Below are 22439 nucleotides of genomic sequence, written 5' to 3' on the forward strand. Positions count from 1 at the left end.
GTTTCAGAATACCCAAAAGATCACTCCTACCAAACCAAGCAGGCCCACGGTCAGGCCCCAGGCTTTCCACACCATCGACAGTGCGGCGTCAATATCTGCAGGTCGCAGCTCTTGTTGCCCTGAGGCGTTGACCCATGCCAGATCCTCGACCTTGCCATGGTAGGAGCGGGGGCCGGCCAGAGCGATGTTCAGTGCGCGCGCCATGGCCGCTTCGGGCCATCCGGCGTTGGGGGACTTGTGCAGGCGCGCATCGTTGGAAATGTTGGGCCAGTCCCGGGCCACCCCGCCAATCGCTGCGAACAGTGCGCCGGTCAGGCGGGCTGGTATCCAGTTCAGGACGTCGTCAAGCCGCGCCGCTGCCCAGCCGAACGCAGCATGGCGGGGTGTCAGATAGCCGATCATGCTGTCAGCCGTATTGACCACCTTGTAGATGAGGATGCCGGGCACGCCCCCGATCAGAAACCAGAACGCAGGCGCGATGACGCCGTCGCTGAAATTCTCGGACAGGCTCTCGATGCCCGCGCGTGCCACCTGCGATGGCGACGACGCGCTGACATCCCGACTGACGATCATCGCGACGGCCCGGCGCCCTTCATCAACGGATTGGCGCAGCCCGTGCGCAACTGCGGCGACATGCGACACAAGGGACCGATGCGCGAGGAGGATTGCCGCCACGAGAAGCTCAATCACCCACCCAGCTTGTGCGATGGTCCAACCGATCAAGGCGGCGCCACCGACAAGCAGTGCCACGACCAGAACTCCCCGCGTGCGCGCGTTGGGGCCTGTGTTGAGATGCGTATCCAACCAGCCCACAGCGCGCCCCATCAGCACAGCGGGGTGGGGCAGGCGGGACCACAGCCACCGCGGCTCTCCAACCTGTGCGTCCAGCGCCATGGCGAGGGCAAGAACAAGTGCCGCGTTCAAAGGGCGGCCTCGACCCGTGCCCAGTCTTTGGGATGGGGGAGCCCCAGACGCAGCCAGCGCGTGCTGTAGGGAAAGACCCGCGACCAGATGTGGTGTTGTGCCAAGCGGTCCTGCCAGGCCTGCGTATCATCCACGTCGTAAAGCCGGAACAGGGATGTCCCCCCAACGATGTTTGCGCCGCGATGTGCCATGAGCGCATCCAGTCGCTCAGCATCTGTCGCCAGCCGTGTCCGGGTGGCGTCGGCCCATTCTGCATCTTCCAGTGCTGTCGCTCCGACTTCCAATGCGACCCCCGATACGGGCCACGGTCCCAGCATGTCTGCCAGTCGTGCAATCAGTGCGGGGTCGCCTATGACGAACCCGAGCCGTAGACCTGCAAGTCCCCAAAATTTGCCAAAGCTCTTGAGCACAAGTGTGCCGGGCCGTGCCGCCAAGGTCATCAGGCTGTCCTGTTCGGCAACGTCGCAAAAGCTTTCGTCGATAATGGCGAGCGTTGTGTCGATGTCTGCTGATGCCCACATGCGCCCGTCGGGATTGTTCGGATGCACCACGACACACGCATCTGCGGGACCCGAAGCACATACCTGCCAACCGTGATGTGCGAAGCTTGCCGCATGTTCATTGTAGGTTGGTGTCTGGATGCGCACCGCGCCGGGTTTTGCGAGCCTTGGAATCTGGGCAATGACGGCAGAGGCGCCGGGTGTCGCCAGAATGTCGGCTGAGGCGGGAACGTCCCAGAAGTGCCGCGCGGCGGCCACCAACCGCGCGCTTGCTGCAGCATCCGGCAATGCGGTCCAGGCATCTGTTGCGACTGTGGGGACGGGGTAGGGGACTGGATTGATGCCGGTGGACAGATCGATCCAATCTGACCGGGTTCCTCCGTGCCGTACAGCGGCTGCATCAAGCCCACCCCCGTGATCTCGCTTTTGAAGCAAAATGCAAGTCCCCCTTGCCGATTGTGGCCATTTCGGCGGCATTTGGCCCGCTCAAAGCGGAATGTCGCGCAGTTTTCAAGAGTACGCCGATCCGTTAACGAATAATGTGAATCATTAACTGATTGTTAAGACAATCTTGCCCAGTACTTAAAACGAGGGCCATGTTGGGTGGCTCGGAGTGACCATGAACGTATTGATTGTAGAGAGTCGGCGTGAGCTTGGGGTGCTGTGGAAGCGGCATCTTGAGCGACAGGGTGCCGTTGTCTCCCTGGTCCAGGGGCAAGACGAGGCCGTTGAGCATCTGTCTGATCACGCGGCGGACATTATCGTCATGGACCTTGTTCTGGACGAGGGCAGCGCTTTGGCCGTCGCCGATTTTGCGAGCTATCGTCATCCTAACGCGCGGGTCATCTTTGTGACCGACACGACGTTCTTCTCGGACGGATCGATCTTCAACCATTCCAGCAATGCCTGCGCCTTTTTGCCAGCGGGCACGCCGCCAGAAGACCTGGCGGCCATGGTCGAGCACTACGGGGTCAGCTGAGCGCGTCGCGCCCGTGCGGCGCATCAAAGTCCAGAACCGGATTGATGGGCACGATTCTGTGCGGATTGATGCTTTCGTGGCTGTAGTGATAGTGGCGCACGATGTGATCCATGTTCACCGTCTCGGCCACGCCGGGCACCTGATACAGCTCGCGCGTAAAGGCCCAGAGGTGCGGGTAATCCATCAGCCGCTTGCGGTTGCACTTGAAGTGCAGGTGATAGACCGCATCGAACCGCACCAGTGTCGTCCAGAGCCGCCAGTCGGCCTCGGTCAGCCGGTTGCCCATCAGATAGCGTGCGCCTGACAGCCGGTCCTCGAGCCAATCCATCGTATCAAAGAGCGGATGAACCGCGTCGTCATACGCCTCTTGCGTGGTGGCGAAGCCGGACTTGTAAACGCCGTTGTTGAACGTGTCATAGATGCGGTCGTTCACCGGCTCCATGTCGCCACGCAAGTCTTCGGGCCAGTAATCGGCGGTGTTGCCAGTGATGTTGTCAAAGGCCGAATTGAACATGCGGATGATCTCGGAGCTTTCGTTGCTCACGATGGTTTCGCGGTGTTTGTCCCACAGGATCGGCACGGTCACGCGGCCCGAAAACTGGGGATCGGCCTTGGTATAGATGTCGCGGGCAAAGGGAAGATCATAGAGCGTGTCGCCGGTGGCACCCTTGTCATCTGTCTCAAACGTCCAACCCTCGGACAGCATGTCGGGGTGCACGGCAGAAAGGCTGATATGGTCCTCAAGCCCCTTGAGCTTGCGGAAGACCAGTGCGCGATGTGCCCATGGGCAAGCGTAGGAGACATAGAGATGATAGCGTCCGCTGTCGGCCTTGAACCCATCTGTACCCGAAGGACCGGCGCTGCCATCTGCAGTGATCCAGTTGCGGAACTTGGCCTGGCTGCGCTGGAACTTTCCACCGCTTTTTTTCGTGTCGTACCACTGGTCGTGCCAGATGCCGTCTACCAAAAGGCCCATGCCGCTTCTCCTGCTTGTGCTGGGTCAGATGTAGCGGTTGCGGATTTTCGCGCAACGCGCCTGTTGTGCGCATTGCGCCTGCGTTTGTGCACACACATATGAGAAAGACCGGAGTCACAGGAAAGCCACATTTCGAAAGACTCCTGCCATGTCATTGGAATTTAACTGGAACGACTCATTTGTCGGACATCTTCTGCCGTGGGGACGGAAAGGAAAGACTGCCATGTCGACATTCGTACCGAAGGAAGTGCAAGCGGGGCTGGATAGCGCGCGTCTGCAATCTTTGAAAGCTGCATCGCGCCTGCGCCTTGCCGCAGATGGGAACACATATCCTGTTCTGCGCATGTGGAAGACCGGGTTTTCGATGACCTCCGACGCTCCGCATATGCGGGGATATGTGGACCTCTATGATGGGGCAATCCACCTGTTCCAATGCCTGATCGTGGCGTCCGACGAGGAGTTGGGCGAGATGCGGTACGAGTTCAAACGGCTGACGGCGGTGGCGGAAAAACCCGCGCTGGATTTCGTCAGGGCCGAAGACGCCCCGGTGGCGTTGCTGACCCGCGAGGTGGACTGAGCGCAGCCGCGTTCACGCGGCGTGCGATGGAAGTGTCGGAGCGAGACTGAGTGTTCTCTGGAGGCGATGGACCGGTCATGGAGTGTTCAGATCGGTTAAGCGGCAACCGTCGCGGTTAAGGAATTACGGGCCGGGTCCGAAACGGCCGGAGGTCTTCCAGAGGACGCCTGTTCCGACCAGACATCCAGCCACGAATTCAAACAATGCAACGCGCCCGACGAGGGCGTTTATCCATACAAATCCCAAGAGCAGTCCCAGCAGCAATACGGTTCCCAGCGCGGTTTGGACCGCCGCCTTGTATTGCGCTTTCCAGCCGGTCCGATTGACTTTGACCATCAGGACGCCAATCGCCAGCGGAAAGGAGAGAAAGGCAAGCCAGACGAGGATGGCTGACATTGGTGGTTCCGTGCGTGCCGCCGTTGAGCGGACTGGTTATGTGACCACGTTTAAGGTGGCGGATATGGCTCCGGAAGGGCATCCCGGTTATGGCAAGTGGGGCGCGTGCCCAGCAGACAAATCCGCCGGATCACGAAAGTTGCGCCCCGCCGGGACTTGGCGAGGCGCGTGTTCCTTGCGTTCAGATCAGCCGAGCAAGATGTCGTTCGGAGATGTATCAAGGCCGATGATCAACGGGTCGTGGTCTGACGCGGCAAACTGGCTGCCTTCGAAGAAGTTCGGATTGTTGAACGCCGAATTGTAGTTGAGCAGGTCCGGTTCATCGGCGTTGATATGCCACTCTGCCGCGCCGGTGATCATGCCGAGCATATCGCCAGATGCGATGGCGTGATCCAACGCGCCCCGTTGGCCGTCAAAGACAAAGCTGTATGCTTCGTCCTGGCCGATGAATTCGTCGATCAGATCGACAAGGTCGGGGTCGTCCGTCAGCGTCTGGACAGGATCCTCCTGCGCATAGGCGTTGAGATCACCCATGATGATGAAGTTCGTGACGCCACCGCCCATGTAGTCGTTTTCGATCCACGTCTGCACTTCGGCGGCCGCGTCTGCGCGAACCTGGTTCCAGAAGCCCTGGCCGTCGCCCTGATCATAGTTGGGATCGTTGATGAGCGCGTCGATATCGGCCTGCGTGATGTCCGTGCCGCCACCATCGAGGTAGTCCTGTGCGGCCTCGACCAGCCCGTCCAGCCCGCTTGGACCTTTGGACTTGAAGTGGTTCGATACGATTGTGAACGTCTCACCGGTTTCATTGTCCTCGAAAGTGGCCGCAACAGCGGGACGGTTCCTTTGGAAATCACCGACCTGGTCTCCCGTTGGCACCACCGCGTTCAGCACTTCGGCCAAGGCAAAGGTTGTGGCCGCAGAGCTTTCTTCGAACGCAAGGAAGTCAGACCCCACGACCGACACCGCGTTGGCGTCATAGACAATGCCGGTGGTGATCGCGTCGGTGCCGATAAAGCCCGCATCGGTCGTCGGATCGACAAACGCGTAGTCTGCGCCTGATCCAGTGAGGGCCGCTTCGTCGTTCAGTGCCCCGACGAGTGTGGCAATGGCCGAGTCCGCGCCAAAGCCCCCATTCTCGATCTCTTGCAGGGCAAAAACCTCGGCCCCCGTACCGGTCATGGCTTCGACCAGTTTTTCGGTTTGGCGTTCCAGATCGCCCTCGGAGGCGGCGCCGCGTGGGTTGAGGTCGTTGGGCCCCGAACCGCCATCACCGACCAGAGTGGAGAAGTAGTTCAGCACGTTGACCGATGCGATCTGGATGTCGCCCCCGACATCCGGCGCTGTCTGTTCGCGCGCGCCGGAATTGGTGCTTTCGTCGATGTTCAGCGTGCCTTCGACCAGCATCCGGTACTCGCCAAAGCCAAAGGTCATGATCCCCGTGGTTGGTCCGTCGATCTCCGCCCCGAGCCGGAGCGTGGGTCCGGTTTCGGTGAAGGTATCGCCCGCATCAAGGAAGCCATTGCCATTGTCGCCGGGCGACGTGTTGGGGATGTACTGGAATTCGTCGGCGTTTTGCGCAGAATTCCCGTCATCGATCAGCAGCCGGTTGTTGGCATTCTCTTCCGCCAGTGCTGCGACATCGGCGGCTTCGGTCTGGGCATCGAAAAGCTGGGTTGGTTGTGTCTGTATGCCGGCCGACACGGTGATTTCGCCAAAGCGGTCGAGATTGAAATTCTCGATCACCGTGATGTTTTCCCCATCAATCCCGCTGTCGAGGGAGAAGCGCATGCCTTCGATCGCCTCGAAGTTCTGTGCCGCGCCGCTGAGCAGAACGGTGGCTGCCGTTGGCAGGTCGTTGCCCGATGAGACAACGCGGACCGTGTCCTGACCCAATTGCGTGGTGCCAAAGAATTCGTCGACCACACCGCGCACGACAACCAGATCGCCGACCTGTGGCTGGTTCGTCCCACCCGTGAAGACAAAGATACCTTCGGATGTCTGCGCATCGGCGTCATTGTCGGCGTCCTCTTCCTGCAGGAAATATCCGTCCGATGTGACGTAGGTGACGATTGCCTCGACCGTGACAACTTGATCGACCAGTTCGCTTTCCGCGCCATCGCCCTGAATGTCCGAGATCAGAACCCGGTCATCATCATCCAGCACCACGACAGAGGCGCTGTCCGTGGTGATATCGCCGCCCACGGGGTTGGCGAGGGTGACGGTGAAGGTTTCATCGTCTTCGATCACGGTGTCGCCCGTCACTGCAAAGGTCACCGTGGCGCAGGTTTGACCGGCGGCAAACTGAACCGTTCCCGCGGGAGGCACCCCACCGAAATCGGCGGCATCGACGTCACCACCAATGGCGAAATCAACGCTTCCTGCTTCGGACACATCGCCGTCGCGGGTAATCTCGAACGTGACTTCGGTGACGCCATCGTCGCCCTCGAACACATCGCCGCTGTCGGTCGAGACGGCATAGGTCGGTGGCTCCGGCTCTCCGACGCCGCCTTCGCCCGCGCCTTCGATCACGATGTTCTGGAAGGCGAACGCCTCGGACCCGCCATCAGTGTTGGCGGTGAATGTCAGGTTCAGGGTCGCGCCGGTGCCCTCGATCGTAGCGCTGAGCGTTTGCAGGACGTTGGAGAGAACCTCACCCGACCCCGACAGGGTCAGCGGGTCGTCGAGGGACACAACACTGCCACCGGCAAGCGTGTAGTCAAGCGTTGCCGTATCGTCCGTGACGAAGTCAAACAACGACATCTCGGTGCCGCCATCGATGTTGTAGGTAAAGCTGAAACTGTCCGTGCCTTCGAAGTCACCCATCGCTCCGGCGTCGAGCGACAGTATCAAGTCGGTGAACCCGGAGATATCAAAAGCCCATGTCGCCGACACCGGACCGGTTGTGTCGCCGTTGACGGTATCGGTGGCGCCAAAAAACGGGTCTGTGTTGCCGTCGCTGTCGATGATGCCAAGGCTGTCACCGGGGAAGGTGGCGGCGCTGTCGTCAATCAGGCTGAAGGGTATTGATGCGCTTGTGCCGACTTGGAAGACGCCAAATCCGTCGCCCGCGCTTGAGAAAACCGGGGCGTTGTTGGTGAACGAAATCAGGTTCACGTCCGCTTCGCCCGTCAGCGCCGAAGCCACCACCTGCAGCACGGACGGTGCCGTATCCTCAATAACCAGATTCTGTATGGCGAACGCTTCTGACCCGCCGTCGCTGCTGCCGGTCAATGTGACGTTCAGCACGGATCCGGTTCCGGCCAAGTCTGCGCTGAGTGTCTGGAGCGTGTTGGACAAAACCTCGCCCGTGCCGGCCACGATCAGTGGATCGTCCAGAGATACTTCGGTGCCGCCGGCCAAGGTATAGGTGCCTGTTGCGTCTTCGTCAGCTACGAATTCGAACAGCACAATGTCGGGGCCACCGTCTATGTTGTAAGTCAGCGCAAAGCTGTCGGAGCTTTCGAAATCGCCCATGGCGCCGACATCCACGCTGAGGCTGAGATCGCTCGCGCCTGAGACGTCGAAGCTCCACGTTGCTGAAACGGGGCCATCATTGTCTGCGTTCTGCGTGTCGGTCGCACCAAAGAACACATCCGTGTTGCTGTTGCTGTCGATGATGCCAAGCATGTCGCCCGGGAACACGGCGGCGCTGTCGTCGATCAGACTGAATGGAACGGAGCCTGCACCGGCCTGGAATAACCCGAACCCGTCCGCAGCACTCGAAAATGCGGGCGCCGTGTTTACGAAACCCAGCAGTCCCAGCGATGCGCTTCCGACCATGTCAAAGGCAATGGGTGTTGATCCCGTCCCGCCGGTCGGGGGCGCGGGAACCACCTGTACCGCAACGCTCCGTGTCGTGCTTTGCGTGCCGTCCGATACCGTCAGTTCAAGGTCGTAGATGTTGTCGCCACCCTGATCGAGCGGATTTGCCAATTCAGGCGGCGCGGTAAAACTGATTGCACCTGTCGCGGCATCGATCGTGAACAGGTCCGCATCCGGGCCCGACAACGAGAAGGTCAAAGCGTCGCCATCAAGGTCGCTGGCGTCGATCACGGCCTGAACCGTGCTGTTGCCTTCGATCAGACAAATCTGGTCGACTGTCAGCAGGTTGGGCGCGTCGTTTTCGCCCGTGATGGTCACAGTCACGGTGGCGGTGTCCGTCCCGCCGCGTCCGTCGTCCACGACATAGGTGAACGTGTCCGTTGCGGTTTCACCCGCAGCCAGAAAATCAAAAAGGGTGCCCGGATCGTAGCTGATCTCGCCTCCGGCAAACTTCACTGTGGCCCCTGCCGCGCTTGTGGCCGAGACGTCTGTGATTTCGGTCGTGTCCCCGTCGAATTCACGATCATTCGCCAGCAATGTGTCTGTCGCGAGTGTCAGGGTCGCGTTTTCTGTGGTTGAAACGGCATCGTCGCCTGCAAGCACCGCGTTGTTCTGGCCGTTCAGAAACAGGGTGTAGTCGTCAGCGGCAAAGTACAGAGCCTCGATACTGTAGAGCTTGTCCCGGCCTGCATCCTCGACGTCTGGATTGGTGGAGGTGACGGTGGTCGGTCCCCAGCGGCCCTTTGTGCTGATGGAGTAATCGTCGACAGCACCTGCATATTGGGCCGTATCGAACCCGAGCCCGCCGAAGATGCGGTCGTTTCCGGCACCGCCGTTGATCGTATCGTTGCCGAATCCGGCAAAGACCAAATCGTTACCGGCCCCCGACGAGATTGAATCGTGCCCACCGAATGCAAAGACGACGTCCCGGCCGTCTGTTCCCGTCAGGGTATCTGCCCCAAAAGATCCAAATTCAAAGTTGCGCTGATGACGGCCCATGTCGTTTCCCCCGTAAAATAGACGTTCTTGGCTTGAGCTCTCATCTAATTGTAAAAGTTGGTGAACAGTCGAACGAGAATTTGTGTCGAGAGCGATTTCGCCCAAAGGTTGTGACTTCGGCGTCGCGAAATTGAGCAGATCGGCAAGATGTTGCCGTGGCACCTTTGGTTGACGCCCCGTTTTTCCGTTCGACTTGCGCTTTGGCAAACGCCTCCGAACGGAGTGATTTGCTGTCCATCACGTGCGGCGCGCTGTAGCGCGATTGGCACTGGCGCCGCGCGGGCCGTTTCGAAGATGGTGCTTTCCGCCCCTGCGCGGCAGGGCAGCAGGGGCCGTCTAGCCCCGGATGGCTTCGGGACTTTTTGTGCGACCGGCTGCTGGGAATGTCCGCTCTGGCTGGTAGGTTCCGAAGCTGGACAGGGTTTGCGCGTTGCATTCCGTCTGCCACGGCGTGTTTTGCAGGACAGCTGTGACCACTTTGTAGCTTTCGCGGTAGACGTTCGTGGCTGCGTTCTCTTCCATGGCAATCGCCACCATGCCCGCCACCTTGCCGCCTTGCCGTTCGATCAGGCGAACTGCGCCGTCCATTGTCCCGCCGGTTTCGACCCATTGATCGGCAATCAACACCCGCGTGCCTTTTGCAAACGCCGGTGTGCGCATTTCCATGTCCTGTGTCCGGCCTGAGTAGTTGCCGTAGCTGACCTTGTCCGTGTCGACGCAAAGCTTGCCTGATTTGCGGATCGGCAGAAAGCCACGTCCCAATCGTGCACCCAGTGCCGCGCCAAGCACAAAACCCATGGCGTCCAGCCCGGCGACAACGTCGATGTCGTCAGCGTTCAGGTCGGCGCACAGATCATCCAGCAGATCATCGAACGCCGCCGCGTTGATGTAGATTGATGTTGGATCAAGCCACGCAAACTGAGGACCCTTTGTGTTCGGCGACATGAGCGACAAGTACCAGCGCGCGTCACGGGGGCCTTTGAGATCGGTCATACTGTTTCTCCTTGTTTGCGGGTGATCGCGAGCAACGCGTCCAGCCGCGCGGGATCGATGTTGTAGAAATCGCCCGGATAATTGATGCCCGTCGCAACCAGAAAGCAGTTCACGAGGCCGCAATATTCCGCGGCATTCTCAGGTGTGATCCCCGAGGCAAGTGCCAGTGGCGCATCGCCGATTGCGTTCCGGAAGGTTTCCATTTTCGACAGATCCGCCTCGTGCCCTGTGGCGATGCCGGATGTTGTCACGACATCCAGATAGGGCACGGAGAGCCGGGCGGCCCGGGCGTATTGTTCTTCGGGCACGGAGCGCTGTTTCTTGAATGCGACGCCGCCAAGGTAGACGCCGGTCCAACCGCTTTGCTTGCGTATGCGCGCAATGTCCTCTGCGATGTCCTGTTGATCGACACGCTCATCTATCCGCGCGTCGTCGGCCCAATAAGCGTCGATCTGGCAGCCGTCCCCGGCCAATTGCCCGAGGATGGGAAAGGCAATGTCGCCGGGTTGATCCAGAAAGTTCACGCCGAGCCAAAGGTCGGGGCGGGCGGCCCGAACCTCTTTGAGGATGGGCAGGAACTCTTCCATGGAGAAATCGTGATTGATGAGGAACGCCCCGGGACAGCCTGCGGCGTCCACCGTGTCGAGATTTCGCAGCGCCTGACCCGCATCCAACACGTGGATGACCGGTGTCACGAGTGTTTCCGGACCTCGCAGGGCTGTTGTGAAGTCTTGGTGTGTCAAGGATGACTCCGGGGTTGCGCAGACAAGCCTAGCCAAGAAGCTGAAATTTCAAAAATTGATAGTTGATATGTATTCATAAATTTCCAAAATGGATGTGTGCCAAAGAATATTCCAACCGATCTGCTTCGCAGTTTTGTGACCGTTGTCGATCTCGGCGGGTTTACCAAAGCAGCCAAGGCGCTTGGTCGCACGCAACCTGCCGTCAGCCTTCAGATCCGCAGGCTGGAGGATCTGTTGCAAACCAAGCTGATCAGGACGGCCGGACGCCAATTCAGGCTGACCGATGATGGTGTGGCTCTTGGCCCTTATGCCCGCCAGCTGTTGCGGTTGAATGATGATATCGTTGCGCATTTCGCAGATTCCGCGCTCGCGGGATGGATACGCGTGGGTGTGCCCACGGACTTTTCACATAGCTTTTTGCTTGAAGCGATATCAGAATTTGCAGCGCGCCATCCTGATGTGCGCATCGAAATCGAAAGTATGCTGTCTTCGGACCTGCGGGTCGCTTTGGCGGATGATCGGCTCGATATCACGGTCGCTCTCGTCCCTGAAGGCAACGTGCCGTACCTGGTGGAGACGACCGCGATTGAGCCGCTTTGGGCGTTGAAGAAAGACGCGTCTTTTGATCCCAAAAAACCGGTTCCCATCGTACGCCACCCAGACCCTTGCGAATACGCGTCACGGATGCGCAATGCGCTGCGAACCTCTGGCCGTGGCTGGCGGACGGTTCTGGTGTCGCGCGATGTTGAAGGGCTGCAATCCGCGGTTCTGGCCGGCTTGGGCGCCACCGCGCTGACGCCAGCCACTCTGAAACCCGGCATGCGCATAGTGCGCGACGACGAAGGCTTTCCTGCGCTTACACAATTGAGCATCGGCCTGTTTTACAAACATGCTGTGCTTCATGATGCAGGGCACGCGCTGACGCAGCACCTGCTTGATCATATCCGGAAAAACGACAAACCGGATTTTGCATAAGCAAAATTTATCGACGTATACAAACTGCAAATTTCCCAAATGCATCGAGTCGTGACTAACCTTGGCTGCAAGCGATGAGGGGGACGCGTGAAACATGCGCTTTGCCCCCACCATCGGTGCAATCAACAAGGAGGTCCCATGTCCCAATCGAAGATGACATTCACCCGGCGCGGATTGCTGACGAGCGCTGCTGGCGCCGCGTTGACGGTACCGATGATCAACCGGGCATGGGCCCAGGACCCGGTGCAGATCAACATGCTGGCGTGGTACGGTCATGCCGAGCCGGATATCGTTGCCGAGTTCGAGGCGGAGAATAACGTCAAGTTCGTGCCCAAATACTATGCGGGCGGGGACAACATGTTGGCACTGATCGCCCAGTCCCCTCCGGGAACGTATGACCTTATCCTATCGGATGCAGAATTCGTTCAGCAACTGAACGCAGCCGGGTATATCGACGAAATGGACGCATCGCTGTTTCCATTCGATGATTTCTACCCTGAATATCAGAACTTCCCCGGGCACTGGACCGGTGACCAGCTTTGGTCCGTCATGGTGCGGTACGGTCTGCTGGGCGTGTCCTACAACACCGACGCACTGACAGCCGAAGAAGCCATGAGTTACAATGCGTTCTGGAACCCGAAAGTCACCGGCAAGGTTGGCCATTTTGACTGGCACTTGCCGAGCCTCGGGCAGATTTCGTTGCTGAACGGTAACCGCAACCCGTCGCCGTTCGATATTGACGGTGGGGCTTGGGATGCCTTGCAGGAAAAGACGCTGAGCCTCAAACCGCAGGTCGGTGGATATTTCGACTATGGCGGCTCTTTCTCATCGCTCAAGAACGGTGAGATGCTGGCGATGTGCGGTATCGGCGACTGGATCACAGGCGTGCTTCAGAAAGACGGCGCACCTGTGGCCAGTGTCATTCCAGAGGAGGGCGGCGTTCAATGGACCGAGAGCTATTCCATCGGCAAAGGGTCCAGCAAGCAGGACGTCGTCAACAAGTTCATCCAGTACATGCTGAGCCCGCGCGGACAGGTCAAATCGATTGAGATGGCAGCTTATCCGGGTCTGTCGCCAACCAAGTCAGGCTGGGCCGCCATTCAGGACGCGAACCCCGCCGAGGCAGACCGTTCCGGCATGATAGAGGGCCACGCCCAAAGCCCGATCAAGCTGCTGTCCGAAGGGCGGCTGTTCTTCCGCGACATTCCCCGGCAACAAACGCTGGAGGACTGGAACGATTTCTGGTCGGAATACAAAACAGCCTGAGCTGTGGTGACATGGCACCCGTGCCGCCCTTGTGGTGCGGGTGATTTCTGCTGAAAGACTTCATGGCGAAACGAGACGCAACCTATCCCTATGTCTGGCGACTGCCGCTGCTGATCTGGCAGGGGCTGTTTTTCGTCGGACCACTGCTTTTGATGGTCGCAATGTCCTTTTGGTTGGTGCGCAACTACCGGATGGAGCCGGATTTCGTTCTCAACAACTGGGATCGGATGCTGAGCCGCGGCTTCTTTTGGGACGCCTATTTCGTGACCTTCTGGCGGGCAACGCTCGCGGCCACACTTGCAAGCCTGATTGCCTTCCCCGCGTCCTTTGCGTTGGCCTTTCGCACTTCGGATACGGTGCGTCGCTGGGCGGTTTTCTTTCTGATAGTCCCGTTCTTCACGTCCTATCTTGTGCGTATTTACGCGTGGCAGGTGCTTTTGGCGGGCAGTGGCCCTTTGAATGCGATTCTCGGGTTCTTTGGGTTGGGTCCATACACGATGCTCAACTCCGGTTTTGGTGTGATGGTTGGATACATGACGCTGGTGTTGCCGCTGGTTGTCATCCTGCAGACCTTCAGTCTGGCCGCAGTCGATCGGTCATTGATTGAGGCTGCGCGCAATCTTGGGGCCAATCCGCGCGAGACCCTGTTTCGCGTCATCGTACCGGCGGCCAAGGTCGGATTGATCATTGGATTTGTGTTCGCCTTCATCCTGACCTTCGGCGATTTTGTGAGCCCGTTCTATTTGGGGGGATCGAACCCGCCGACGCTGTCCATCCTGATCGTTGATACAACCAAATCCGGACAACAATGGCCCCGTGCCGCCGTTGTCGCGGTTATGATGATTGTCACGCTGTTTGTGGTTGCCTTTGGTGCTGTCGCCGCAGCCTACAGGCGGAGGGCGTAAGGCATGCGTCTGGGAAACACCCTGTCGTGGGTCTATCTGACGGCGTTGTTTGCCTTCGTCTTTGCACCCATCGTGACGAGCATGGTGTTCTCATTCAACTCTGACCGGTTTCCGACGGTCCCGTTGGGTGAGTTTACGTTGCAATGGTATCAAACAGCCTTTTCCCGGCCCGAAGTCTGGACGGCATTTCGCAATTCACTGATTGTGGCAGCCGCAGCGGCGGCCCTGTCCACGTGCCTGGGGTTTGCGACCGCCTACACAGATTTCCGGTACGGGTTCCGCTTCAAGAACGCATACCTGGCGCTGGCCTTGCTGCCGCCCACCATTCCGCTGGTCATCATGGGGCTGGCGATGTTGGCGTGGCTGTCCCGGCTGGGGCTGTCAGGCACATTGCCGGGTATCATTATTGCCCACACAGTTATGGGAGCGCCCTTTGCCATGGCGATTTGCAGATTGCGCTTGCAGCAGATGGACCCGTCGTTGGAGGCCGCAGCCTGGAACCTTGGTGCGTCCCCTTGGCGGGCGATGCGTTCCGTCGTGATACCGTTTTGCGCGCCTGCCATCATCTCGGCCTACTGCCTGACGGCGGCGGTCAGCTTTGATGAATTCATTGTCGCGTGGTTCGTCTCGGGCCTGAACAAAACGGTGCCGGTGATGATCCTTGAAATCCTTCAAGGCAATGTCGATCCACAGATCAATGCCATCGGGACCGTCGTGTTTCTGACGTCGATGACCCTCGTCATCGTGGCACAACTTCTTATCCTCAGAAAGTCCGCGAAATGACCGAAGCTGATCCACTTGTCGACTTCTCGGGTATCAAGAAAAGCTATGGCCCGTTCGAGGCCGTCAAAGCGCTCGACCTCACCATCGGGCGTGGTGAGTTCGTGGCCATCATGGGGCCTTCGGGCTGTGGCAAGACAACAAGCTTGCGCATGTTGGCGGGCTTGGAAACGCCAACCGCCGGGACCATACGCATTGATGGGAAGGCGATGAACAACGTGTCTGTGCACGACCGCGACACGCCGCTGGTCTGGCAATCCCTGGCCTTGTTTCCGTTTCTGAACGTCAAGGAAAATGTCGAGTTCGGCCTGAAAATGCGCGGGGTCCCCGCCAGCGAGCGTGACGCCCGCGCAATGTTGTGGTTGGACCGCATGGGGCTCAAAGGGTTCGAAACACGCCGGATCGACGACCTGTCCGGCGGCCAGCGACAACGCGTTGCATTGGCGCGGTCGCTTGTGACCGAACCTCAGATGCTGTTGCTGGACGAGCCGTTGTCCGCGCTTGATGCGCATCTGGTCATTCGGATGCAGGGTGTTCTGACCAAGTTGCAGAAAGAGCTGGGGATCACCTTTGTCTACGTGACCCATTCGCAATCCGAAGCCTTCGCGATGGCGGACCGGGTTGTCATCATGGGGCAGGGTGAAATCGCGCAGATCGGCACACCCCAAGAGATATTTCGCGCGCCTAAAAACCGGTTTGTGGCTGAGTTCGTCGGACGCAACAATATTCTGGAAGGGACCGTGACCGGCGGCATCATCATAATCGACGGTACAGAGTATCCATTGCCCGGTGCCACGGAAGGCCACACGGAGATTGTGGTGGCCGCTGATCGTATGGAAATACATGATACCCCGCCTTCGACAGCCGCCATCCCGGCCGATTTCGTATCGGAGGAATTCGCGGGCACAGGTATCATCTGCTATTTCGAAGGACCGGGCGGCGAGGAACTGAAGGCGCAAGTGAACGAGACACAGCTTGCGGCATTGTCGCCGGAACCCGGCCAGCGGTTCTGGCTGAGTTGGTCGCCCGATGCAGCCCATGTGATGGAGGATTAGCGCATATGACTTTTGATCTGCTCGTCAAAAACGGTCTTCTGCCCGATGGCCGCACGGTCGATATCGCAATTGCGGATGGTATGATCGCGGCAGTGGAACCCGACATCACTGCTGACGCCGCTCAGGTCGTTGACGCAGGTGGTAAATTGGTGAGCCCGCCATTTGTCGACGCGCACTTCCACATGGATGCGACACAAAGCTACGGCACACCGCGGGTCAACATGTCGGGCACGTTGCTCGAGGGGATCGCGCTTTGGGGTGAGTTGAAAAAACTGCAATCCCGAGAGGACATTGTGGCCCGTGCCCTGAGCTATTGCCGTGAGGCGATTGGGAAAGGCGTACTGGCGATCCGCAGCCATGTGGACGTCACCGACAAGAGCTTTCAAACCGTTGAGGCATTGCTTGAGGTGCGTGACCATGTGCGCGACGTACTGGACCTGCAGCTTGTCGCCTTTCCGCAAGACGGCTGGTTCAGGTCCGCGACAGCGGAAGCGAACGTTGTGCGTGCACTGGATGCGGGTGTGGATGTGGTTGGCGGCATCCCGCATTTCGAACGGACGATGACCGATGGTGCTGCGGCAGTGCGGGCCGCCTGTGAACTGGCGGCGGACCGTGGTCTGATGGTTGATCTGCACTGCGATGAAAGTGATGACCCGCTCAGCCGCCACATTGAAACATTGGCATCCGAGACGATCCGCTGTGGGCTTCAGGGCCGCACGACCGGATCGCATCTGACGTCGATGCATTCCATGGACAACTACTATGTAGCCAAGCTGCTGCCGTTGATCGCAGAGGCGCGCGTGTCGGCGATCCCCAACCCACTGATCAACATCACCTTGCAGGGGCGCATGGACAGCTACCCGAAACGGCGCGGCATGACGCGTGTGCCGGAGTTGCTGGCGGCCGGGGTTACTGCGGCCTTTGGACAGGATTGCGTGCGGGATCCTTGGTATCCGCTGGGGTCCGGCGACATGTTGGACGTCGCCCATATGGGTCTGCACGTTGCCCATATGACCGCACCCGATGCCATGCGAACCGCGTTTGACATGGTGACCCGAACGCCAGCGCAGATCATGGGGATGGAATTTGGTCTGGAACCCGGAAAGCGGGGCAGTCTTGTGGTTCTGGATGCGATGGATCGGATAGATGCCTTGCGCCTGCGCCCTGCACGCCTTTTCGTCGTCTCAAACGGGCGCGTGGTGGCGCGGACTAATCCTTCGGTCACGGATCTGACGGTCGACTTCTGACAGATGGATGCCGAAGTCGGGGGCGTGCCTCCTTGAAAGTGCGCGCTGGCACACGTCAGGGCATTGCGATTGACTGCCAAAATCAGCTGTGCACCATATTCCCCATTTAAGAAGGGGAGATTTTACATATGACCCGCGCATTTTTGCTGGTGCTTTTTCTTTGTCTGCATCCAGTTGCCGCAGCGGCTGAGTGGCGGATCGGACCGGGCTCGGAAATCTTCGTCGGCTACGACTCTGCTTTTGGCGTGACGGCGCAAGGGGGTGCGCTTGGCGTCATGTGTCTGGATCGCCAGCCATTCCTTTGGACACAGGGTTGGGCTGCCGCCGTTGCTGGGGCGGAGCGTGTCGAACAGTTCGCCGTGATTGTGGACGGGGTCAGCTTTGTGATCAATGGAACCCATGTGCCGCCGGACGGGCTTTGGTACGGCACCCCGCCATCCGGACTGGTCGAAGCATTGAAGTCAGGGTCACAGGCCGCAATCGGGACGCAAAACCAGCCTCCGGTCAGTGTGTCGCTGCGCGGGTCGTCGCGTGCATTGGCTACTGTTCTGGACGGATGCAGCACTGTGGCGGCAAGTCCGACACCGGCCGTACCTGGTGCGCTGCTGGACCAATTGATCACATCAGCCTGCGGTGGCGGCTATGCACTGGCGCAAGGGGCCGAGTTCACCGGTCGTCTGGACGGGGATGACAGGCCCGACATCATTCTGAATTGGGCTGGCGTCACCTGTGATGACCGCTCAAAAGGCCGCGGAGCTGGATTTTGCGGGGCCGCATTTTGCACCATTGATCTGGTATTTACGCAGACGGGGGGACGACAACAGATCCTTGGCGTGAACCCGAGGCTTGTTGATCGCGCCTACGGCCTGAGTGCGTTGCAAACCACCACGCAAGGACAGACATGCGGTGGACCAGCGCAGGTCTGTGACGTGATCTGGACGTGGAACGGAACCCAAATGGAGGCGCAGCCATGAGGTGTTTCGCCTTCATCGCATTGATTGCAATGCCTTTTGTCGCAACTGCACAGACCGCGGACGAGCTCTTTTTGTTCGGAGCCATGGTGGAAGGCCCCGAAGGGACACCCGTTGCAACCGCGACGGCGATCGGAGGGGAGCCGGGGAACCTTGTTTTCGTGACGGGGCGCGCTGTCGCGGAAACACCCGGGGTTTGCGTCAAGACGTGGGAGCAGTCTGCCTGCCATAGCGTGACCAGTTATATCCCCATGCCTGGGCATGACAGTCTGGCACTGATCTCCATTGCACCGACCCAAGAGGAGATGAACGCCAAGTTCGCAAATGTTGCGATGACGCGCCAACCGTTGACCAGCACATATGATCCTGCCTCGGCCGACGGACTGTCCTTCATGACGCAAAACGCGCTGGGTGGCTGGGAACGCCCGTTGGCGCTTGCCACGCCGTCCGGTCGAAGTGGTGATCGGGTGATCTTGCGCAGTGACGCCTTCAACACGCTCAGTATCGGCGCGCCGGTTTCACATCCCACGAATGGGCTTGTCGGGTTGATCGCGCGTGCGGGTGACGGCAGCGGGGCGCTTTTGCCCATCGCTGATGCGTTGCGGGCAACCCAAGCTGCGGGCGTGGCAACAGCCGCCTGGATGATGCCCGCTGGCGCGCCGGATGGAGGTGGCTTGCCGCCGCGCGTGGCCAGTGAAATTGGGCGAATGATCATCTTCCATGACTACAGCGATCTCGGGTACATCGGCGGTTATTACAGCGCAAGTCAGGGCACCGGCTTCGATGAAAGCTTTCAGACGGTTGTCAGCTATTCTGTATGGGAGGTTGATCTGAACGGTGGCGGCGGGACACGGATCGCGCAGATCGACAGGACAGTCCCATTGGTGCCTGTGGGTATGGCGATGGAAGCCCCGTTTACCGGACGACCCGGCGATCATCTTGCAACATGCGTGACCCATGCCACGCCGTCGTCAGGCGGACGCCCCGTATTTGTGGTGCAGTTCTGGCGCAGTGTGCCAGAACGGTACAACCCCAATACCGACAGCAAGGACTACGATCAGGCGGCCAGTCCCATGCTCGGATGGGCTGACGGCGAAACTCATTGCATTGACGCGCTTCGACAGATGGGAACGGACAGGCTTGCCGCCCTTGCGAATGGCACTGCGGCCTTTGCGGAAGAGACAATTGCCACGTCGAACGCGGGAAGCTCTGCGCCCACTGGCACGTGGCAATCGCGCCCGAACTGGGATGCGACCGGGCGCGACGGACAGACATTTGACCTTGGCGATGGTATAGCGCTGACCACGGGCTGCACGGCGAGCAAGGAGCGGGTCGTTGCTGTCGAGCCGGGTGTTACTCTGACTGCCATCAATGGACAGGTGCCGATGGATGGGCCGAACGGCATTCGCTTCGTTTTGCTTCCGCCTTCGACAGAAGGGTCGCTCGCGCTCGTACTCTCCGGCGATGCCCGAACACTGTCGCTGCCAGCAGGTACGGGCACCTGCGAATAATTGGGAGTTTTGAAGCCTTATCCGCTTGTCCTTAGTGTCTTTGGCGCGTGCGTGCCTCAACTGACGATGTAGGACGTCCGTGCGTTTTGGCACTGTATGAATGCACCCATGTGGAACGCGACTATGGGAATGGTGGTAGCGCTGGCGCCGATAATTTAGCGCCAGCGGTGTTGGTATTACCCGAGTTTCTTCGGGTCACGCCTCTTGGTCCATTGCCAGCTCACACGGCCAAGCTCTTGCCCTTTGTAGAATTGCCCGATGGACAGCGCATTGCCGGGACGCCCGTATTTCGACAGGCCTTCGACGATGAAGCGACATTTTAGCTGGGCGTTTGCCCCCAAGATCACTTTCGGCACCACCATGCGGCGCGCAGACGGTATCAGGATGCGTGCGCGCTGACGTTTGTCCGTGAACTCGCATTTCAGATCCAGTTCACCACAGATGGCATGGGCCAACTGTACCGGCACATCCATCGTAACCTGCACTTCGCGTGGCAATCGGCGATCAATCACGAAGTCAAACACACGGCGTTCCTGATCCGGGAAGTTCACGATCAGAAAGTCCTGTATCGACGGATCGCCAGCTGGGTCGTCAATGTCATCGACAACATTGAAGTTGCGCCAGGCCACGTTGTTGTTGTCCCGGATAAAGCTGCTGAAGCTGGGAAAACTTGCAGGCAGCACCGGGGCCGGGTCCGCCGGATGATCGAGGATCGCGACAAAACAATAGTGACCGGGACCGGGAATATCCGCCTCCTGCCATGTGACACCATCAGCCACAACAAGGCTGTCGTCGTCAGGTGCCGTCACTGGGGCTGTCGTGCCGATCAGGTTCCACATGTTTGGCGTGACAAGCGTTGACACCTCGCTCCAGAAGACCCTGGCTGTTACGTTGTTGGCTGTCTGGCTGCCACGGTTACGCATGCGGACATAGATGAAATTGTCCTGTCCGGCTTCGACCTGATACCCGAGCGTGGTCGAATTCTCAGTGCCCGATCCTTCACCAAAGCTGGCTTGGGGATCGGCGACGGGTACAGGGCGCACGATCACATCGGGGCTGGCGCTGACACCACCCGACGACGGAATGCTGCCATCATCACCGATGTTATCACGCACATAGACGTCGGCAGACAGGCCGAGGTTCCCTTCGAGGATCGCACGCAGATCGGGCATCACGCCGATGTTGCCAGCCACCATCGGGCCCTGCGCCGTGCCGGTTGCAGGGTTCGACAGGATGAGCCGCATCTGCGAGGGGGACAGCCGGGCGCCGGTGGCATTCTCGTGCATCGCCTGCACAACCATGCCTGCCCCCGTGACAATCGGCGTGGCAGAACTGGTGCCGTTGAAGGCGTTCGCATATCGGTCGTCCGGACCGGTGCCGGGGTCCAGCGTCCCGTATCCGGCCGTTACCACGTTCTGACCCCATCCATAGCAGTTCACACGGGCACCGAAGGACGAAAACCCCGCCCGCTCATGGGGAACTGTATCAATAGCCGCGCCGCAGATTATGGCGCCACTGTCGCGGAAGTCCGCAGAGGCAGGGTTGAGGATATTCAGGCCGCCAACCATCAGGGTGTCGAGGTTGACCGACCCGTTCCCTGCCGCTTCAAACACGATCCGCCCAAGGGCACTTGCCAATCGGGTCGCGTCAAATGCGTCGTCGACCCGTTCCACGGGGGCGCCGCCGATCTGTATCTCGAGAATGATGCAGTCACCCGCATTCAGCGCGTTAATCGCAGCGACAATGGCATTGGTGAAGTCTGCCGAGGTGTTTGTGGCTGCGTCGTAGTAGGAGGATGCGTGGACGACAGCCGCCGCATTCGCGATGCCGACAACGCCGACGGTGTTGTCCACGGCGATCATCTCACCCAGAACGGCGGTGCCGTGGTTCTCGCTTGCAGGACGATTGTCCCCATTCAGCAAGGTCGGAGCCTTTGCCACGTAGTCTTCGTGGGCCAGCCGCCAACCACGTTCGACATCGACAACTCCCATGCCGTCTCCGCATCCTGCAGGCTGCGTCCATGCCCACCGGGCATCGATCCCCGTCGGCGCGGCATCGAGATACCCTTGTTGGGCATTGTAGGGGTCATTGGCAGGGTTTACGGCCGGATCGTCACCATTTTCCTGTGGGTAGGCGCTGTCTACGCCAGCCGTCGCCTGGAGCCGTTTGGCAATCTCGCTTTCCCGGCCACCATGGTTGCGGGCATCGACAACCCAATAGTTCAGCAGGCTGTGAAGTGGCGGAAACGGGCTTTGCCGGGCAATGCTTTCCATCTCGCGCAACTGGCCGGGCCTGACTGCGGTGACAAGTCGCCGCCCTTCGCCAAGGTCGAATTCGTCCATGAGTTTGGCAAGGCTTGTCAGGTTCATCGCTTTGGCGACCTCTGCAAGCGTGTCGGCATCATCCAGCGCGTGAACGTTGTCCACCTCTGCCAGTCTGATCACGATGAATCCTGACCGTTCACCTTCCTTCTGCGGCGGGTCTTCGTTGATGTCCGGCCCGTCCGACTGGACGACGCCGGGCACATTGCCCAGACGTCCGGCAAGCTGGCTGGTCAGGTCCTTCTTGGTGATGGTGCGCAAGGGAGTGTTGATCGCATTACTCAAAATATCAGTGCGAAAGCGCCCTGTGAACATGGGAAATCTCCTAAATAAATATTTAAAAACAGCGTATTAAATCAAGTTGACGAGAGCGCGTGCGAAAAATGAATGCACCCGCCCCGCGTGAATAGTAACACATTTTTGGTGCCATCGCAAAGCAGGCGAGGTTCGGCAACGGATGCACATGCCGTCAGGACACTGGTGATTTGGGCTTAGA

At 59.4% G+C, this 22439-nt stretch carries 18 protein-coding genes; 10 read left to right on the forward strand and 8 right to left on the reverse strand.

Annotated features, from left to right (window positions below; all coding sequences use genetic code 11):
* Window positions 1-3 precede the first annotated feature (3 nt).
* Both cbiB and cobD read right to left on the reverse strand, forming a co-directional pair.
* Window positions 4-924, reverse strand: coding sequence for an adenosylcobinamide-phosphate synthase CbiB (cbiB, locus tag Q1A32_RS10050; RefSeq protein WP_299652358.1), 921 nt, complete (start codon window positions 922-924; stop codon window positions 4-6).
* The gene (cobD, locus tag Q1A32_RS10055) at window positions 921-1859 is read right to left on the reverse strand and encodes a threonine-phosphate decarboxylase CobD (RefSeq protein WP_299652360.1); all 939 of its coding nucleotides are present in this window, start codon (window positions 1857-1859) and stop codon (window positions 921-923) included. Before cobD ends, cbiB begins: the two co-directional genes overlap by 4 nt.
* Before the next feature lie 184 nt (window positions 1860-2043).
* Between cobD and Q1A32_RS10060 the strand changes: the two genes are divergently transcribed.
* Window positions 2044-2403, forward strand: coding sequence for a response regulator transcription factor (locus Q1A32_RS10060; RefSeq protein ID WP_299612920.1), 360 nt, complete (start codon window positions 2044-2046; stop codon window positions 2401-2403).
* Here Q1A32_RS10060 and Q1A32_RS10065 read toward each other — a convergent pair.
* Window positions 2396-3379 (reverse strand): glutathione S-transferase family protein, encoded by a 984-nt coding sequence (locus Q1A32_RS10065; protein ID WP_299612917.1) that lies wholly within the window; start codon window positions 3377-3379, stop codon window positions 2396-2398. The genes Q1A32_RS10060 and Q1A32_RS10065 overlap by 8 nt on opposite strands.
* Window positions 3380-3602: 223 nt before the next feature.
* On the opposite strand from Q1A32_RS10065, the gene Q1A32_RS10070 reads away from it, so the two are divergent.
* On the forward strand, window positions 3603-3956 hold the full coding sequence (locus Q1A32_RS10070) for a hypothetical protein (RefSeq protein ID WP_299612914.1): 354 nt from the start codon (window positions 3603-3605) through the stop codon (window positions 3954-3956).
* A 123-nt stretch (window positions 3957-4079) separates the two neighbouring features.
* Here the strand turns inward: Q1A32_RS10070 and Q1A32_RS10075 are convergent, their stop codons facing one another.
* From Q1A32_RS10075 to Q1A32_RS10090, 4 genes are all read right to left on the reverse strand, one after another.
* On the reverse strand, window positions 4080-4352 hold the full coding sequence (locus tag Q1A32_RS10075; protein ID WP_299612912.1) for a hypothetical protein: 273 nt from the start codon (window positions 4350-4352) through the stop codon (window positions 4080-4082).
* A gap of 186 nt (window positions 4353-4538) precedes the next feature.
* A complete protein-coding gene (locus Q1A32_RS10080; RefSeq protein WP_299652362.1) occupies window positions 4539-9176 on the reverse strand; it encodes an ExeM/NucH family extracellular endonuclease in 4638 nt (1545 codons plus the stop codon).
* Between the two features lie 336 nt (window positions 9177-9512).
* Window positions 9513-10169: a phosphoribosyltransferase family protein gene (locus tag Q1A32_RS10085; RefSeq protein WP_299652364.1), complete on the reverse strand. Its 657-nt coding sequence runs from the start codon at window positions 10167-10169 to the stop codon at window positions 9513-9515.
* Entirely contained in the window at window positions 10166-10912 is a 747-nt protein-coding gene (locus Q1A32_RS10090) for a BtpA/SgcQ family protein (RefSeq protein WP_299652366.1), read from the reverse strand. Before Q1A32_RS10090 ends, Q1A32_RS10085 begins: the two co-directional genes overlap by 4 nt.
* 135 nt (window positions 10913-11047) lie before the next feature.
* Between Q1A32_RS10090 and Q1A32_RS10100 the strand changes: the two genes are divergently transcribed.
* The 8 genes from Q1A32_RS10100 (at window position 11048) to Q1A32_RS10135 (ending at window position 19622) form a co-directional block, all read left to right on the forward strand.
* Complete coding sequence (locus Q1A32_RS10100; protein WP_366141228.1) at window positions 11048-11887, forward strand: LysR family transcriptional regulator; 840 nt, start codon at window positions 11048-11050, stop codon at window positions 11885-11887.
* Between the two features lie 138 nt (window positions 11888-12025).
* Window positions 12026-13153 carry a PotD/PotF family extracellular solute-binding protein gene (locus tag Q1A32_RS10105; RefSeq protein WP_299652368.1) on the forward strand — a complete coding sequence of 376 codons (1128 nt, stop codon included), beginning with the start codon at window positions 12026-12028 and terminating at the stop codon, window positions 13151-13153.
* A gap of 62 nt (window positions 13154-13215) precedes the next feature.
* Window positions 13216-14058, forward strand: coding sequence for an ABC transporter permease (locus Q1A32_RS10110; protein WP_299652370.1), 843 nt, complete (start codon window positions 13216-13218; stop codon window positions 14056-14058).
* Window positions 14059-14061: 3 nt separating this feature from the next.
* Complete coding sequence (locus Q1A32_RS10115; protein WP_299652372.1) at window positions 14062-14841, forward strand: ABC transporter permease; 780 nt, start codon at window positions 14062-14064, stop codon at window positions 14839-14841.
* Window positions 14838-15893: an ABC transporter ATP-binding protein gene (locus Q1A32_RS10120; protein WP_299652374.1), complete on the forward strand. Its 1056-nt coding sequence runs from the start codon at window positions 14838-14840 to the stop codon at window positions 15891-15893. The genes Q1A32_RS10115 and Q1A32_RS10120 overlap by 4 nt, the downstream gene beginning before the upstream one ends.
* 5 nt (window positions 15894-15898) lie before the next feature.
* Complete coding sequence (locus tag Q1A32_RS10125; protein WP_299652376.1) at window positions 15899-17140, forward strand: cytosine deaminase; 1242 nt, start codon at window positions 15899-15901, stop codon at window positions 17138-17140.
* Window positions 17141-17268: 128 nt separating this feature from the next.
* Window positions 17269-18114 carry a hypothetical protein gene (locus Q1A32_RS10130; RefSeq protein WP_299652378.1) on the forward strand — a complete coding sequence of 282 codons (846 nt, stop codon included), beginning with the start codon at window positions 17269-17271 and terminating at the stop codon, window positions 18112-18114.
* The gene (locus tag Q1A32_RS10135; protein WP_299652380.1) at window positions 18111-19622 is read left to right on the forward strand and encodes a hypothetical protein; all 1512 of its coding nucleotides are present in this window, start codon (window positions 18111-18113) and stop codon (window positions 19620-19622) included. Before Q1A32_RS10130 ends, Q1A32_RS10135 begins: the two co-directional genes overlap by 4 nt.
* A gap of 176 nt (window positions 19623-19798) precedes the next feature.
* On the opposite strand, the gene Q1A32_RS10140 is transcribed toward Q1A32_RS10135, so the two are convergent.
* Window positions 19799-22258, reverse strand: a complete 2460-nt coding sequence (locus tag Q1A32_RS10140; protein WP_299652382.1) for a S8 family peptidase — start codon at window positions 22256-22258, stop codon at window positions 19799-19801.
* Window positions 22259-22439 lie beyond the last annotated feature (181 nt).

The sequence above is a fragment of the uncultured Tateyamaria sp. genome, from assembly GCF_947503415.1.
Lineage (GTDB): Bacteria > Pseudomonadota > Alphaproteobacteria > Rhodobacterales > Rhodobacteraceae > Tateyamaria.